Consider the following 16730-nt stretch of genomic DNA (forward strand, 5'->3'; position numbering starts at 1 on the left):
AGGATGAGGGAAACACTCTATTTCGGCGGTCCCATCCTGACGATGGACGCCGACAATTCCCGACCCGAGGCGGTGTTGGTGCGGGACGATGTCATCATTGCGGTGGGGGACGAAGCAACGCTGCGTCGGCGGATGTCATCCGATGCGGGTGTATATGACCTAGCTGGCCAGACCCTGATCCCAGCCTTCATCGACTCGCACGGCCACTTCCCAGATCCCGGCTTCATCCAGCTGTTTCGGGTTGATCTTGCATCACCTCCACGCGGCGTGTGTATGGATATGGCGCAAGCTTTGGAAAAGCTGCGCTGCCGAGCCGAAGAGACGCCCGAGGGCGATTGGGTGATGGGCGTTTTGTTCGACAACACCGCCATTTCAGAAGGCCGCATGCCTACCCGGGCCGAACTGGATGATGTCTCAACGGCGCATCCAATCTGGGTTCTGCATGCTTCGGGTCACAATGGCGTGGCCAATTCGATGGCGCTGAAGCTGCATGGCGTCAATCGCGACACCCCGGACCCGGCCGGAGGGCGTTATGGCCGCGACCCCGATACCGGCGCCCTGACGGGGCTGGTCGAAGGGCTGTCGGCCATGGGCGAAATGGGCGACACTGATTTTCTGATCGACCGGGACAGGTTCTGGCAAGGGTTCAACGCCTGCCGTGATGAGTATTTGTCCCACGGAGTAACTTATGCACAGAACGCTTGGGCATCGCAGGTTATGCTCGACCACTTTACCAGCCTTCCTGCCGATCAGGATCCCGGCATTGATTTGGAATTGTTGCCAATTGCCGATCTGGAACCGGCTCTGAGCCAGGGCTGGATCGACGATAACTGGCCCGGAAACCCACATTTTACGCTGGGTGCGCGCAAGCTGTTTACCGATGGCGCATTCCAATTGCAGACTGCCTATCTGTCTGCGCCCTACTACAAGTCGCTGGACCCCGATCACCCCTGTGGCATGATCTATGCCACGCAGGTCGACATGGATACCGAGGTTCTCCGCCTACACGCTATGGGGTTTCAGATCCACTGCCATTGCAACGGGGATGCCGGGGCCGAGATGTTCATCGATGCGGTGGACAAGGCCTTGTTAGCGCATCCGCGAGACGATCACCGCCATACCATCATCCACGGCCAGGTTCTGCGCGACGATCAACTGGACCGCATGGCGCGGCTTGGAATAACTGTCAGCTTCTTTTCAGCACATGTGCATTTCTGGGGGGACCGACACTACGATACCTTCCTCGGCCCGGAACGCGCTGAACGGATTTCGCCAGCCGCAACTGCGGAACGATACGGTGTACGCTATACGATCCACAATGACGCGTCGGTTACGCCAACGCGGCCCATCCATCTGGCGCATTGCGCGGTGAATCGACTGACTGCATCCGGCCGGCAACTGGGTGAAAAGGAAAAGGTCAGCGTACTGTCTGCGCTACGGGCACAAACCATCGATGCGGCGTGGCAAGTGTTTAAAGAAGATCAGCGCGGTTCGATTGAGCCCGGAAAACTGGCAGATTTCGCCATCCTTTCTCGCAATCCCCTAGATGATCCTGAACGGCTGCTCGACACATCAATTGTTGCAACCATCCGGCGAGGACAGATTGTGTTTGGCGCCACCAAATCCAGAAAAGAACTGGAGTTTTAGAATGACAGCGAAACGCATTGCCATTGCCGGATTTCAACACGAAACCAACTGCTTCGGAGCGACCAAAGCGGGTCTGCCCGAGTTCGAGATGGCAGATTCCTGGCCCGAAATGTTGCATGGCGCGCGTGTCATCGCAGACACCAAAGGCATGAACCTACCCATCGCCGGGTTTTCTTCCGCCGCGAACCAGGCAGGTTTCGAGCTTTTCCCAATCCTGTGGTGTGCGGCAGAACCTAGCGCTCATGTCACGGATCACGCGTTCGAGAAGATATGTACTATGATCTTGGATGGCCTTCGCGGCGCGGGACCGCTGGACGGAGTGTATCTCGACCTGCACGGTGCCATGGTGACTGAAAGCCTTGCCGATGGTGAGGGAGAACTGTTGCGCCGAGTACGTGATCTGGTAGGGCAGGACGTTCCGGTCGTGGCGAGCCTGGACCTGCATGCCAATATCTCTGACCAGATGATCTCGCAGGCGGACTATCTGGCAATTTTCCGCACGTACCCGCACCTCGATATGGGCGAAACCGGTGCACGATGCGTACCGGTTCTGCAAAGGCTACTGGCAGGAGAAAAGCTGCACAAAGCCTTCCGGCAGGTGCCCTATCTGATCCCATTGCATGCGCAATACACCTGGGCCGCACCGTTTGATGAGATTTATCAGTTGCCCACCCGGTTCGAACAGGCCCATGTCTATGCAGAAATCGCACTGGGTTTTACAGCGGCAGATTATCCCGATACTGGTCCGTCCTGCGTTGCCTACGCGACCAGTGCCGCGCAAGCGACCGCCGCAGTAGATCAAATAGTCGACCTTTTTCTGGCCCGCGAACCTGATGTGGACTGCTCTATGTTGTCGTTGGACGAAGCCGTTCTGGCCTGTCGTTCGCATCGCGACAAACCGCTCGTGTTAGCGGATGTACAGGACAACGCAGGCGCAGGCGGCACATCCGATACCACCGGACTTCTGGCCGCTTTGATCGAGGGGGAAGCGCAGGAGGTTTTGATGGGTCTCTTCCACGACGCCGAAAGCGCAGAGAAAGCGCATCGTGCAGGCCAAGGCGCAAAACTGAACCTGGCCATCGGCGGAAAATCAGGTCTGCCCGGGCTCCACCCCGTTGAGGCAAAGTTCGAAGTTCTGGCCATCGGAGATGGCATCTGCCGATACTCAGGTGAGATGTACGGAGGCGGCATCGCGACGCTTGGCAAAACGGCCGCTCTGAGGATGATAGAGTCTGGCGCGAAGATAGACTTGGTCGTCACCAGTGTGCGCAACCAATGCCTAGACCGCGCTCATTTCACCCATATCGGCCTGAATCCCACATCCTATTCAGTGATCTGTGTCAAAAGCACCACACATTTCCGGGCGGATTTCCAACCCATCGCAAGCGACGTGAAAGCCGTTGCCGCTCCAGGCACCTTTCTCTGCGATCTGGACCAGATCCCCTACTACAACATCGCAGGCAAACGCCGCATCGAAACACGTGGACCCAAAACCAGAACCCATTGATTTCCCACCCGCATCGCAGCTCGCAATCGACATAGCAGGCGCAGAAACTGCATTGATATCCCGCTTGTAAACTAAGAGATTGGAAACTTCTCGCTTCACGTTTTGACAATGCTGCGTCATCATTCGCTTCAAACCTACAGAAGATAGGGCTTAAACCGCTTCTGTTCGGCAGAAACCCAAGCCCATTACGACCAAGCTTTGATAGAGCAACCCTGCAGCAAATCCCGACCCAGCGAACGGACCTTGCTAGCGCGATTCACGGTTCGAAATCGAGCGGTGAAGATGTCTGACTTATATTGGTTGGCTGGCGCACATAAAGCGCGTCTACAGCCCTTATTCCCCAAATCACACGCCAGTCATCTACGCGAGACCCGCGGAGTTACAGACCCAGATTGTGATGATCTGCTAAAACCCGCTTTTTATCGGAATAGTGAACGAAACCGCAACGCTGGGAAATACCATCACACCGGATACCTCCGCTCAAACAAACTGGTCTGAGATCCGGCCTGTTCGGCGTTGGATGTAGACGGCAAGTGTAGCTATCGATAGACAACTTCCACAGGGTCAAACCGAAAACGAGGGCCCGAGGCAACCCAGGCAACAGGAAGAAACTATGAAGCGCTGTGCAATTGTACAATTTGAACCGCGCCATGAAGAAGTCATCCCCAGCTTGGTGGCCGCCTGTAATGCCAACGGGTACCGACCACGAATCTTTCTGCATCGCCGGATCTTAAAGCTGCGCGGAGATATCATGGCCTTGGTGCCGGGATTGGAATTTGATGTTGAGTATGTGCCTTTGAGCACACCGGATTACCGGGCTGCGGATGCACCAAAACATATCAAGTCTACTATGGCTGCAATTGAAGCGGCCGAACATGACTTCGTCCTGATGGCCTCTTTGAGTCGTCCAAAAGCGGCAAGCTGGGCGCATGGAGTGAAGAAGCCATTGATCATGGTCCTGCATAATCTGGATCAGTTCAACCATATGGCACCCCTGCGCGAGACGCTTCAGATGCCAAATGCGCGCTACATCAGCCTGAGTGCACATGTCACGGCTGAATGGATCAGCCGGGTGGGCAAAGCCCATATGGACAGGATCGCGACGTTGGAGCCGTTTTATTGGATCGATGATCCGGAACCAAAGTTGGGCCAGCCGCGTCAGGTCGTGATCCCCGGCAACGTTAACATGCGGACACGTGATTACCCTGGCCTGCTGGATCTTCTTGGCAATCGACCGGACGCCTTTCAGAATCTACATTTCATTCTGCCGTCAGGAGGCGGAGATCGCGCCAAGGTTGAAAGTGAGATCCAGGACCGAAAGCTTGACGCGCGTTTTACGTGCGTGCCTTTGGACGACAGCGGGCAGGTGGGGCATGCCGCGTATTTTAACGCACTGGCGGGCGCTCAGGTGATACATCCGCTCATGCCATTTGACTATGAACAATATCAACGGATCAAGATCACATCTGCCCTGTCCTCTTCGGGTGGATTCTGTGTGCCGATCGTCATGGACCGCTGGTCAGAGGCCTGTTACCGACCACCAATGCTGATTGCTGACAATGGGTTGGAGGCAAGCCTGACCCGCATTTCAGGGGCGAGTGATGCAGAACTCGGCGATCTGCAGGTAGCACTGAAGTCTTACCGCCGATCTGCACTTGCAAACGGAGCTGTCGGGCTAAGACGGCTAATTGAACAATAAGTGCATCTATCCGGTTCACTCTCAGCCTTTTAGATCCACCTACCACCGAGTTGGAAATCGCCCAAGTTGGCAACATGATGCCGCGCCGTACTTTTTTCGTTCCTACGCGAAATTCGCAGTTCAGAACATCCGCAAAACCGTTATTCTCAATGAGCACCACATGACATGCGGTCTGGCAGATGACCAGACTGAAGCGTCGGATCAAAGGAATAGAATGACACGAAAGCTAGCGATCCTGACGGTCAAAGATGAAGGCGCGTTCCTGTTGGAATGGCTCGCCCATCATCAGATGGTTGGATTCACTGATTTTCTGATCTTCTCAAATGATTGCGCGGATGGCACCGATCTGATGTTGCACCGACTCGAAGAGATGGGGCAAATCACTCATATCAGCCATGAAGCCAAGCCTGATAAGAGCGTACAGTGGCAGGCTATGAAACAAGCCGCCAAACATCCTCTATTGAAAGAAGCAGACTGGATATTGGCGCTCGATATTGATGAGTTTGTAAATATCCATATTGGCGACGGCTCATTAAACGCGCTCATCCATAGCCTCCCCGAGGCGGATGCGATCACGCTCACCTGGCGGCTATTCGGAAATGCAGGGATCGTTTATTTTGAAGATGCGCCGGTGACCCAACAGTTCACTTCGTGCGCCCCCAAACCCATCCTTTGGCCGTGGCGCGCCTCGATGTTCAAAACGCTTTATCGCAACAACGGGATTTACCGTAAACCAGGCATTCATCGGCCAATTTCGCCTGATCAGACCCGCGTGGATGAGGCGCGCTGGTATGATGGATCAGGCCGTTTGCTTGGTGGCGATCATCGCCGCCAGCGGGTATTTTCCAACTATACCCAAGATACGACCATGAGGGTTCAGCTTAACCATTATGCTTTGGGCGCGATGGACTCCTTTCTGCTCAAACGTGCGCGTGGACGTGGGGTGCATTTCAAAGAGAAAATCGGCATGGATTATTGGGTCGATTACAACTTTAACAGCGATCAGGACGTCTCTATTTCCCACTACCAATCGGCACGGGCTGCTCGGGTTACCGAGCTAAAATCAGATGCCACACTGAAGAAGCTACATGACAAGGCCTGCGAATGGCGGCACAAGCGATTTAAGGAACTTTTGGAGTCAGAACCTGAACGCGCGTTTTTTGCTCGCCTGATGATGGCTGGCCAAACCACACCTCTGACGGAGCATACGGCCCGTCAGCTTATTTCAGTTGCCATGCGCGCGAACCAGAAAGCCGCCGCAGAGTCCGAGTAGGAGCCTTACTTCGTGCCGCAATCATCAAAAACCCATCCTGAATATCTGTCTACCCATGCAGGACGTACGCGGCGGATATTTCAGGTCGGTTTCAACAAGTGCGGCACAAGGTCGATTTCCGCCTTTCTAGATAACAACGGCATTCCGACGGTTCACTTCAAGCGTGGCAATCTTGCCCGCGCGCTCGCTAACAATCTTAAGTATGGCTATGCGCCGCTCAATGGCATTGACCGTTGGGTCGGCTACACCGACATGCAGATGGTGAGCGGCTCACGCGTGATTGAAGGTTGCCGTTATTTTCGTCAACTCGCGGCATATTATCCCAATTCCTATTTCATATTGAACACTCGAGACAAAGACAGGTGGATCGCAAGTCGCCGAAACCATGGCAATGGGTTTTATGCCGAGCGTTATCGTAAGGGTATGAATTTCGAGTCGGTTGATCAGGTAATTGATCATTGGTCAGAAGAATGGGACCGGCATCATCAGGAGGTGCCCGAATTTTTTAAGGACCAACCGGATAAATTATTGATATATAATATAGAAACAGACAGCCCTGACCAGATGTCCGAGTTCCTTGCGCCTGATTTTGAGACTGATCCGACTTTCTTCGGCCATGAGGGTAAAACGTCCGGAGGCAATGACGCCGACGATGCGGTTTCTCCGAATTGAGATGTCATGGCCTGCTTATTTAAGCAGCATAAGAAATCGAGTGTGGGCGAGAACGAAAGGTTCGGTCGCCAACTCTCTGACGAATGAATGCGACTTAAAACTTGCCCAGCTTAGCTGGCTAACGGAGTGACAAGATTGAACAGGCAGGCTGCGCCGCCGCGCACCTTTTGATTGCCTTGATTCCTATGGTACGCGCGATGCTCTTGCCGTTGGCAATCTTTTGGAAAGGCCGTTGATTTCGACAATTTGGGCAATGAGCGTCGTAACTGTTGGTTTACTCTTGGTGCTGTTAGAGCACAAAATCCAGACCAATATCGAGGCAGTGTGCACTGTGGGTGATCCAGCCCATAGAAATCAAATTAACACCGGTGTTCGCCACAGCCCGCACATTATCTGGGGTTATCCCGCCTGAAGCTTCGGCAATGGCTTGACCATCAATCATGCCTATAGCTTCGCTTAAGGTTCTTGGATCCATGTTATCCAGAAGCACCGCATCAACACCGATTTTCAGAACTTCGGCCAGCTGCTCCAGCGTGTCGACCTCGATCTCGACCTTGACCATATGACCGACTGTCTCTTTGGCCCGCGTCAAGGCTGGGCGGACACCCCCGGCTATAGCGATGTGGTTGTCCTTGATCAGCACCGCGTCACTTAGGGAGTAGCGATGGTTCATGCCGCCGCCTGATCGCACAGCGTATTTCTCTAAAGCCCGCAAACCGGGCGTTGTTTTTCGGGTACAGACGATGGCAGCACGCGTGCCTTCGACGCGGCGAACCATATCGGCAGTCACACTTGCAATACCCGATAGATGACCCAAGAAGTTGAGCGCCGTACGTTCGGCAATCAGCAGACTGCGCGACGGCCCTTTGAAGGTAGCGATCACTGTGCCGGGCGCGACTGTCCCACCATCCTCGACATGACGGATTACTTTGATCGCCGGATCTATCAGCTCACAAGCCAATTCAGCACAATCCAGACCGGAAATACATCCGGATTGACGCGCGCAAGCCACAACTTCGGAAACATGATCCGAAGGAATAACAGCCGAAGAGGTGACATCTCCGGCGAGGCCCAAATCTTCATCAAGTGCGCGGCGGATCACCGGCTCCAGCATCGTTCGGGGCAACGGGGCTAGGGGCATGATAGTCATTTCTCAAGCAGTCCTCAAAAAGGGTTCCTGACTGTTCAAACTCGCATGAGCAAGTACTTCGGTCAGAGTCATCAAAAGAGATTGCGCGTTCGCCTCAGGATTAGGGAAGTCACTTCGGTAATGTCCGCCACGCGATTCTCGGCGCAGATCGGCAAAGACCGCGATCGAAAGCGCGACTAGTGCCGGGTCAGAAGCGCAGGCAGCGGTTTCGACCAACGGAGATAACTTTGAAATGACTTGACGCAATCCCACCTCGTCGCGGATCAAACCCAGAAATTTTGTAGCCAAAGGCCGGACAGAGCTAGGGTCAGAACGAGGCAGAGCGGTAACTGTAGGCACAAATGACAGGTTTCTCATTTCTGCCTTGGCAACATCATTTGCGGCGCGGCATCCCATCACCACCGCCTCCAGCAGTGAATTGCTAGCAAGGCGATTGGCACCATGCAGGCCAGTGGCCGCGCATTCACCTATGGCCCAAAGGCCTGACAGAGTGCTTCTTCCATACTCATCAACGGCGATACCGCCCATGTGGTAATGCGCAGCCGGAAGTATCGGTATGGGATCGCGCGCCGGATCAATTCCGCTTGCTGCGCACAATGCATGGATGCCAGGGAACCGCTGGACAAATTCGGCACCAAGCGCGGCACGAGCATCAAGAAACACTCGCCCACCTTCCAATATGACCTGATGCACGGCACGAGCCACCACGTCGCGCGGGGCCAGTTCAGCCCCCGGAATATGCGACATGAAGCGCTTGCCGGTTTGGTCAATCAGAATTGCGCCTTCGCCCCGGACGGCTTCACTGACCAATGCCAGTGGTGTCTGCTTGGCATCCAGCGCTGTGGGATGAAACTGGACAAATTCCATATCGCGCAAGGCTGCCCCGGCACGGGCGGCCATCATGACACCCTGGCCGAAATTACCTGAAGGGTTGGTGCTGACACCAAACAAACCGCCGCAACCGCCTGTCGCCATAACGACCTGAGATGTGCGCAGTACCTCTGCTTGGGCATCTTTTTGCAGATGAACGCCTGTGACGTGTCCGTCTAGCGTCAACACCCGTCGGGCTTCGACTCCGGTCAAGCAAGTGATCGACTGGCATTGCAACACAGCACGCGCAAGGGCCGATGCGATTTCGGCTCCGGTGCGGTCGCCGCCTGCATGCAGTATGCGGCGGCGGGAATGCGCGGCCTCGCGCCCCAAGGCATATCTGCCGTCGGCGGTTCTATCGAAACGAACGCCATGTTTCTCTAAACCAGTGATCGCCTTTTGCGCTTCGCAGAGAATGGCCGACGCCACGGTTTCATCGCACAACCCGTCGCCGGCCCGCAAAGTATCGACCAAGTGTTGCGCAGGATCACCATCCGCGCCTAGTTCGGCGGCAACCCCTCCTTGAGCCCAAGCGCTGGAACATTCCTGGCCCAGCCCTGCACGGGTGATTAGTACTACGGGTTGTGGAGCCAGTTCCAGCGCAGCCGTCAGCCCGGCGATGCCGCCACCGATGATGGCAGTTCGACCATGAAGCCCTTCGAGCCCGATCATTTCACTGCCAGCATCCGTTCTACCGCGCGGCGCGCATCTTCGGCGATGGCCGGATCGACGGTGACTTCGTGATGGCCCAGTTCCAATGCGTTGCGAATGTTGCGCAGACTAATGCGCTTCATATGTGGACACAGGTTACAGGGGCGCACGAATTCCACCTCAGGATGGTTCAGCGCCACGTTGTCGCTCATCGAGCATTCGGTCAGCAGGCAAACCCGCGTCGGTTTTTTATCATCGACGAAATCCGACATGACTGCGGTAGAGCCAGAAAAATCTGCTTCGGCAACCACTTCGGGCGGGCATTCAGGATGGGCCAGGACCGTAACACCCGGCCACGCTTCGCGCATTTCACGTATATCGGCTGGAGTAAACAGTTCGTGCACCTCGCAATGTCCATGCCATGCGATCAATTCGACATCGGTCTCTTTGGCGACGTTCTTGGCGAGATACTCGTCCGGGATCATCAACACGCGCGGCACTCCGAGGGATTCCACCACCTTTACTGCGTTGCCCGACGTGCAGCAGATATCCGATGCCGCCTTCACCGCTGCCGAAGTGTTTACATATGTGATCACCGGAACGCCGGGATGGGCTTCGCGCAGAAGCGCAATATCCTCGGGTGTGATGGAATCTGCCAGTGAGCACCCCGCCCCCAAATCTGGGATCAGTACCGTCTTTTCCGGGTTCAGCAGCTTGGCAGTTTCCGCCATAAAATGCACACCAGCCAACACAATGACATCGGCATCAACCTTCACAGCTTCGCGCGCAAGCGCAAGGCTGTCGCCCACAATATCGGCAACTCCGTGGAAGATCTCCGGCGTTTGGTAATTGTGGGCGAGGATGACCGCATTCCTCTCACGCTTGAGATCAAGGATGGCTTCCAGATCATCTTCAAACAGCATCCATTCGGGTTGCGGGATGATCTGCTTTACCCGGTCGTAGAGGTCTGGAAGGCGAAAATCTTTCATTGGCTTCTCCATTTATACTCGAATCGAGTATATTGAGGCCATGCTTATTCTCGATTCGAGATTATGTCAAGCGAGGTTCAGGACCGGGAGAGAGGTAATCTGACGCCCGACAGCATGCGAGCCTCTAGAATGGCCGGCCTATATCGGAACAGGCGCGCCGGGCGACCACCGGTGCCGCTGGACATTTCGCCGGTATCTTCAATCAATTCCTGCTGATCAATCTGGCGGCGAAAATTGGGTTTGTGCAGGTGTAGACCAGACAGCGCTTCGACTGTGCGCTGTAACTGCAGCAAGGTGAAGCTTTCGGGCATGAGCTCGAACACCACCGGAGAGTATTTTATCTTGGCCCGCAAGCGAGATATGCCGGTGGCGAGAATGCGACGGTTGTCCGCTTCCATGTGACGACCGAATTCAGGAGTGTCAACAAGCCCTGCTTCGTACATCAGCTCATAACGTTGCAAAACCAGTTCTTCGTTCCAAGTCTTCCCATTCAAACCAAACAGATAGTCCACACGCTGCAGTTTTAGCGGATCACTTCCTGCCCAAGCTGAGATACGTTTGATAATTTGCGGTAGCTCTTCTGGGCTGCGATCACGATGATCCTCCCATGGGAAGTACTGATACCAGCTACGCCATGCCGGACGTCCAGCACCGGTAGTATCCTGCTCCCGCACCAGACCGAGATAGCTGATCGAGATACGCTGAGAGTTGTCGGCATAACCCGAGCGTGGATCGCGATCCCTGTCTGCAAAGGTATAAAGCTGTTCAAGATATCCCACCGGATGGCCGGTCTGCGCCTCAATCCAGGCCCGCAAGCCGCTTTGTAAGCTGCGGTGTGAAGATTCGAACGGTCCCGAAGGTAGCGCGTTACCGCCACGCAAGGTCATGACACGCGGCTGATCATCAGTCACGGCGATTAGGATTGCGATCAGTTCGGCAGGGGCTAGTCCACTTGGCAAGGAATTTCCTGTTTGTAGAATGTCGCGAAGCGTTGGTTAGAATGTGCGTTCTAACCCAAATTTAGTACCTTGGCTTGAAGAAAAATACAGTGTGACGGGTGCTTCTTCAGAGAACAAGCATTTCTGGCCCAGTTAATCGTCCCACTGTTCTAACATCAGGTTACTACTTTCGGTCCAATGAACCTGAAATACAGTTTCGTCTCACGACTTGAGAAGTGTCGCAAGATATGGGTTCGGGCTGACCAAACAGCCCGTTGAGGTATTCGTTTCGCTAAGGTAGTTCTCAGAACGGTCTTACGTATGATCTTTTTGAAGGCTGCCGTTTCCGCAAAGACATTAATGATTACACTAAATACTTCGATTTGCGACACACAGTGTCTTATCGAAATTTGGAAGCGATCATAGCATATCGCAGCTAAGGTCTGACCACTTCACATTCGACAGTTGGGTTGTGAAGCTTCCTCCAGTTCGAAGATACCCATCCGACCCGCGGCGCTAAGCAGCCAGTTCTTTGAATCGTTGTACGGGACGGGGTCCAGGAGTGAATTGAAATCTACGGATCGGGACCTCTAGGTAGTTTGATATCTTGGCTGATGTTCACAAATTGCAAGTTTCAGAACATCCCAGTTTGATTTTTGCGTCATGCGCTTTGGCTTTCTTAGGCTGAAGATTCTGATCCCGCATTGACACCACGGATGAAAGAGTCCACGCACGGCGGTAACAATCCAGCAGTCGTTCGGGCGGGGCATTCTGCTGCTCCGATACCAGCACTACTGGTCGAAAACTTCTCCCGGTCCAATAGTCAGAAAGAGAGAGGCCCAGGGCAGCAAAACCCTGAGCCAGCTTTCAATCGGACGGTCCCGCCTCAGCCGCCACTCGAGTTTGCTAACCCGGGCTGGGCAAAATCATTGGCGGGTGGTGTCAAATCCTGCGCACCGGTGCCGGGCATCAACTCGAAACCCAAATCGAATTGATCCAGGGTCGAAGCCAGTTGCGCTACGATCTCGGCGTTGCCCTCAGACTGCGCGGTGCCATCAGCGAGCATCTCGGTCAATCTGCGCTCACCGGTCATGACCTTTTCCAAGTCCGTGCGGCTCAGACTGATCGAAAGATCGGCGTCTTCCGCCACCTGGTCGACGATATGAGTCAGAGTGGCATTGCTCATCTCGACAACGATGTTCTCGTCCCGGTCGGGGATCGACAGGTTGATGGTGAACTCCATATCGGTGGCTTTGGCGCTATTGACGCGAATGGCCAGAAAGTCGAGCCACATCGTGGTCTGCATCGCCTTTATCGTATCGGGACCGGTGGTCTCGATGGTAGCGCCCTGCGGAATACCGTTGCGCAGTTCGAACGCCGCACCAAGGAACGAGTTGCGGACCGAAGGGCTTTCCTTCTGATACCCGATCTGCTCGAACGCGTCGGCCAACAGGTCCTTGGCGGCCTGGTTCTGTGGTTCGGCGTAGACCAGTTTGTTCAGAATCTCGGTCGCTTCAAGGTATTTGCCGGTGTCGACCAATTCCTGCCCTTTCGACAGGATCGGTTCGGCGCCGCCCATCATCTCGATAAACAGCGGCGCGCTGTCTTCTGGCGACAGAGGTGTGAGCGTGGTGGGGTTGGCATCCCAGTAGCCCAGATAACGGTTTATCACCGCCCGGCTGTTATGCTCGACCGAGCCATGATAGCTGCGCGCGGCCCATTGCTGCTGCAGGCTTTCCGGCACGTCATAGACGTTGTGAATCTGATTGATGGTCACGCCCTTGTTGGCCAGATTCAACACCCCGTTGTTAAGATTGGCGTAAGTGTCACGCTGCGCACGCATCACTTCTTGAATGCGCTCATTTCCGTAACGGGGCCAAGAGTGAGAGGCGAACATCAACTCGGCATCCTGCCCAAACTTGTACAGCGCGTCATTGACATGCTTGGACCAGCTCAGCGCATCGCGCACCAGTGCGCCACGCAAGGTATAGATGTTGTGAATTGTCCCAGTGATGTTTTCCGCCGCCCAGAATGCCTTGAGGTCGGGGAAATAAGTATTCATCTCAGCAGGTGCTTCAGTACCCGGTGTATTCTGGAAGATCATACGCACGCCGTCTACGATGATCTCTTCATACGCGTCCGAGACATAGCGGGTCGGTTCGATCAGGCCCGTGGTGCCAGCCGAGATGTTCTTGCCGATGGACTGATCCACATGGCCGAACGGGCTGCGTGGCAGCAATACGCCGTATTGGAAAAACAGACGGCGGTTCATCACGTTGCCCGCATAGACGTTTTCGGAAACCGCATATTCCATGAAACCTTCGGGCGCGATCACCTCCACGCCGTTTGCCACGTCCTCATCGGTGATCACCCCGCGCACACCGCCATAATGGTCGGCGTGGGAATGCGAATAGACAACCGCCTTGACAGGAAGTTCGCCCACGGTGTCGTTTAGCAGCTTCAGCGCTGCAGCGGCAGTTTCCTTGGAGGCCAGCGGGTCAAAGATGATCCAGCCGGTATCGCCACGAATAAAAGTGATGTTGGACAGATCGAAGCCACGCACCTGATAGATGCTGTCGTCGAGAATCTCGTACAGGCCGAAATTCATGTTCAGGATCGCCTGACGCTGCAACGACGGGTGGATCGAGTCGAACTCTTTGCCCTCGAGCAGATAGTCATAGCTGCCGATGTCCCAGGCGACGGTGCCATCCTCGGTTTTGATCTGGCGGTATTCTGGAACCGCAATTAGCCCCTTGCGGCTTTCTTCAAAGTCACGCTCGTCATCGAACGGCAGGTTATTGCGTTGGGTTTGCTGGAATTCGATCGTGTAATCCGAGGGCAACTTGCCCTTCGGGTCAAAGTGCTGAGGACTATCATCCTGCGCGACGGCAAGACCTGAGGTCAGCGTCAAAAAGGTGACGGTCAAGAGTAAGGTGGTTCGGCGTGGCATATATAATCGGTTCCTATCATGAACGCTTCAAAAGAGGTCGCAGCGCAGGAGGTCTGACGGGACGAACCACGAGGTTGAAATTCGTCCCGCCGGTGCATTGACGTCCAGAAGTGCCGAGATGCGCGATCTTTTGGAAGCCGGGTGCCTGCCTGTACGACCAGCAGTGCGGCCCTCTTATCCGCAGAATTTTTCCCGAGAAGTGCAAACATGTTGCCACCTGTCGAAAAACGCATGTATCAACGAGGCCAACATAATGGTTTTCCTTGGTTTTCCCGAGGCAGAGGGATATTGAAGTGGATACTACCGAGCGCGAAATTCGGGTACAGATGCAACGTATCCTGGATCATCCGGATTTCACCGCCAGCCCCAAACGCCGCGCATTTCTGAACTATATCATCGAGGAATATCTGGACGGTCGTTCAGATCAGATCAAAGGCGTGTCGATTGCCATGTCCGTCTTTGACCGCGACGAAAGCTTCGACCAGCAGGTCGATCCGATTGTCCGACTTGAGGCGCGGCGACTACGGCAGGAGATTGACACCTATTATGCCGGGCCCGGTCGGGGCGATCCGATACGCCTCACCATGCCCAAAGGAGGATACGCGCCGCGGTTCGAAAAATCTTCACTGCCCGGCCCTGTTCCGGCACCTGCTGACGCCCGGCCCAATGCCGGGCTCAGAGGGCGACGACGCGCTGGGATTGGACTGGCTGTCGCCTTTGGCCTGGCATTGTTTGGGCTGATCTGGGGATTGGCCCGTTCAGGGACGCCAGAGGAACAGGCAAATCACAGCTTGCCCAAAGGGCCCGTCGTGGCTGTACTGCCCTTTGAAACTCTGGGAGAGGGCCCCGAGTACCTCGCCGATGGTCTTACCCGGCAGTTGACGACCGAGTTGATCCGGTTCCGGGACATCTGGGTCTTGCCCCTTGGCAGCACACTGCATTCTGGTGAAACTGAGATTGATACGGCAAGCTTGCGTACAGAATTCAACGCGGATTTCGCGCTGGAAGGCAATGTGATGGACAGGGGTGACACCTTGCGCCTGTCCGCACGCCTCATTGATCTGAAAGACCGAAGATATATCTGGTCGCAAAGCTATGAGGTCAGCGATACCTCCAAGGAGATCTATGCGGTACAGGACAGCATTATCCGAGATGTAATGGGTAAACTGGCCGGGAAATACGGGCTACTGACGCTTGGCGAGATGCGAGATGCCGATAGAATTCCACCCAACAATCGCGATGCTTATGACTGTGTGCTTGGTTATTACAGCTATCAGGTAACCATCAATCTGGATCGCCATGCCGAAATCAAATCCTGCTTCCTGAACGCGCTTGAGAAGGCTCCGGATTATGCCGAGGCCTGGGCGGTGCTGTCGAACCTGTATCTGCAACAGATACGTTTTGGGCTGGGCGGAAATCGCGAACAGATTCTGGCCGCAGCCGATGCCGCAGCACGCCGGGCGGTCGAGATCGACCCAAATCTGGCGGCGGGACATCTGATGATGGCCAATATGCGGTTCGTGCTCGGTGATTTTGCCGGGTTCCGAGAGGCCGGGCAACGGGCGATTGACCTGAATCCGAATGACACCGACATTCTGGCCCATTACGGGATGCGTCTGGCGTTCAGTGGCGAATGGGACAAAGGACTTGCTATTGTAGACCGGGCAATCGCTCTGAACCCTGTGCATCCTCAGTGGTATCTGTTTCCGCGGGTTTTTTACGAGTTCGACCGGGGCGACTATGAAGCGGCGCTGGCACAATTGGAACAAATCGATATGCCAAGTTTCTTCTGGACCCATCTATGGCAGGCCGCGCTACACAGCAAACTGGGAAATGGGGAACAGGCCCAGGCGGCTCTACGCAGCTTGTTGGTTCTACGCCCAGATTATTCATCTGTTGCATCGGATATACTTGCCATTTGGCAACTTGACGCCACTTTTAAGGAGAACCTGTTGGCCAGCCTCCAGAAGGCTGGTTTGTCAGATTCTTGACCGGCTTATCCAGTTTCCGCACACCTATTCATCGGTGGGTTTCACAGTTATCTGGAATCGCATCACCCTTGTACGCAGCAATAAGTAAACCACGTCAGATGGCTGACTTTATATCATCAGATCGTCGTTCGATTTTCTAGCTTTCACGCAAGCGGGCCAACGGTCGCTGCCGGTCCATATCTGGGATGGTTTGTCAGAGTTGGCGTTTTTTTGGGACGGCCTTTTACATAGTTTCGGCATTGCAAAACACTTTGCTCATCGGTGCTCAACATGCGGAAGTTGATCACCTGTAGCCTGAAAGAAGCGCGCTTCTGGGTGGGATATGTCAATTCGATGCGCCAACATGCAAGGCAATCGAGACGCATCTTTGGAAGATCTGCGCGACACTGTTCA

11 protein-coding genes are annotated in these 16730 nt (G+C 54.8%); 6 read left to right on the top strand and 5 right to left on the bottom strand.

The window, feature by feature from the left end; genetic code table 11:
- The first annotated feature begins 3 nt into the window (after positions 1-3).
- The 5 genes from ACR0KC_RS10380 to ACR0KC_RS10400 all read left to right on the top strand — a co-directional run bounded on the left by ACR0KC_RS10380 (position 4) and on the right by ACR0KC_RS10400 (position 6798).
- Complete coding sequence (locus ACR0KC_RS10380; RefSeq protein WP_480706302.1) at positions 4-1647, top strand: amidohydrolase; 1644 nt, start codon at positions 4-6, stop codon at positions 1645-1647.
- A gap of 1 nt (position 1648) precedes the next feature.
- Positions 1649-3154: a M81 family metallopeptidase gene (locus tag ACR0KC_RS10385; RefSeq protein ID WP_170512070.1), complete on the top strand. Its 1506-nt coding sequence runs from the start codon at positions 1649-1651 to the stop codon at positions 3152-3154.
- Between the two features lie 613 nt (positions 3155-3767).
- Entirely contained in the window at positions 3768-4853 is a 1086-nt protein-coding gene (locus tag ACR0KC_RS10390; RefSeq protein WP_480706304.1) for a hypothetical protein, read from the top strand.
- A 214-nt stretch (positions 4854-5067) separates the two neighbouring features.
- Positions 5068-6126: a glycosyltransferase family 2 protein gene (locus tag ACR0KC_RS10395; protein WP_480771812.1), complete on the top strand. Its 1059-nt coding sequence runs from the start codon at positions 5068-5070 to the stop codon at positions 6124-6126.
- 12 nt (positions 6127-6138) lie between these two features.
- On the top strand, positions 6139-6798 hold the full coding sequence (locus ACR0KC_RS10400; protein ID WP_480706308.1) for a sulfotransferase: 660 nt from the start codon (positions 6139-6141) through the stop codon (positions 6796-6798).
- Positions 6799-7087: 289 nt separating this feature from the next.
- Here the strand turns inward: ACR0KC_RS10400 and nadC are convergent, their stop codons facing one another.
- The 5 genes from nadC to ACR0KC_RS10425 all read right to left on the bottom strand — a co-directional run bounded on the left by nadC (position 7088) and on the right by ACR0KC_RS10425 (position 14346).
- The gene (gene nadC, locus ACR0KC_RS10405) at positions 7088-7948 is read right to left on the bottom strand and encodes a carboxylating nicotinate-nucleotide diphosphorylase (RefSeq protein ID WP_480502993.1); all 861 of its coding nucleotides are present in this window, start codon (positions 7946-7948) and stop codon (positions 7088-7090) included.
- A 3-nt stretch (positions 7949-7951) separates the two neighbouring features.
- Positions 7952-9490 (bottom strand): L-aspartate oxidase, encoded by a 1539-nt coding sequence (locus ACR0KC_RS10410; protein WP_480706310.1) that lies wholly within the window; start codon positions 9488-9490, stop codon positions 7952-7954.
- The gene (gene nadA, locus ACR0KC_RS10415) at positions 9487-10458 is read right to left on the bottom strand and encodes a quinolinate synthase NadA (protein ID WP_480771813.1); all 972 of its coding nucleotides are present in this window, start codon (positions 10456-10458) and stop codon (positions 9487-9489) included. The genes ACR0KC_RS10410 and nadA overlap by 4 nt, the downstream gene beginning before the upstream one ends.
- 77 nt (positions 10459-10535) lie before the next feature.
- Positions 10536-11417, bottom strand: a complete 882-nt coding sequence (locus tag ACR0KC_RS10420) for an NrtR DNA-binding winged helix domain-containing protein (protein WP_170509435.1) — start codon at positions 11415-11417, stop codon at positions 10536-10538.
- Positions 11418-12282: 865 nt separating this feature from the next.
- The gene (locus tag ACR0KC_RS10425; RefSeq protein ID WP_480706314.1) at positions 12283-14346 is read right to left on the bottom strand and encodes an alkyl/aryl-sulfatase; all 2064 of its coding nucleotides are present in this window, start codon (positions 14344-14346) and stop codon (positions 12283-12285) included.
- Positions 14347-14639: 293 nt separating this feature from the next.
- On the opposite strand from ACR0KC_RS10425, the gene ACR0KC_RS10430 reads away from it, so the two are divergent.
- On the top strand, positions 14640-16337 hold the full coding sequence (locus ACR0KC_RS10430) for a hypothetical protein (protein WP_480771814.1): 1698 nt from the start codon (positions 14640-14642) through the stop codon (positions 16335-16337).
- Positions 16338-16730: the final 393 nt, after the last annotated feature.

This window comes from Ruegeria sp. CF3 (genome assembly GCF_056537365.1).

Coding starts and splice junctions, on each gene's coding strand:
- nadC (WP_480502993.1), bottom strand. CDS start 7,948: ATGACTATCATGCCCCTAGCCCCGTTGCCCCGAACGATGCTGGAGCCG.
- nadA (WP_480771813.1), bottom strand. CDS start 10,458: ATGAAAGATTTTCGCCTTCCAGACCTCTACGACCGGGTAAAGCAGATC.
- ACR0KC_RS10425 (WP_480706314.1), bottom strand. CDS start 14,346: ATGCCACGCCGAACCACCTTACTCTTGACCGTCACCTTTTTGACGCTG.
- ACR0KC_RS10380 (WP_480706302.1), top strand. CDS start 4: ATGAGGGAAACACTCTATTTCGGCGGTCCCATCCTGACGATGGACGCC.
- ACR0KC_RS10385 (WP_170512070.1), top strand. CDS start 1,649: ATGACAGCGAAACGCATTGCCATTGCCGGATTTCAACACGAAACCAAC.
- ACR0KC_RS10395 (WP_480771812.1), top strand. CDS start 5,068: ATGACACGAAAGCTAGCGATCCTGACGGTCAAAGATGAAGGCGCGTTC.
- ACR0KC_RS10410 (WP_480706310.1), bottom strand. CDS start 9,490: ATGATCGGGCTCGAAGGGCTTCATGGTCGAACTGCCATCATCGGTGGC.
- ACR0KC_RS10390 (WP_480706304.1), top strand. CDS start 3,768: ATGAAGCGCTGTGCAATTGTACAATTTGAACCGCGCCATGAAGAAGTC.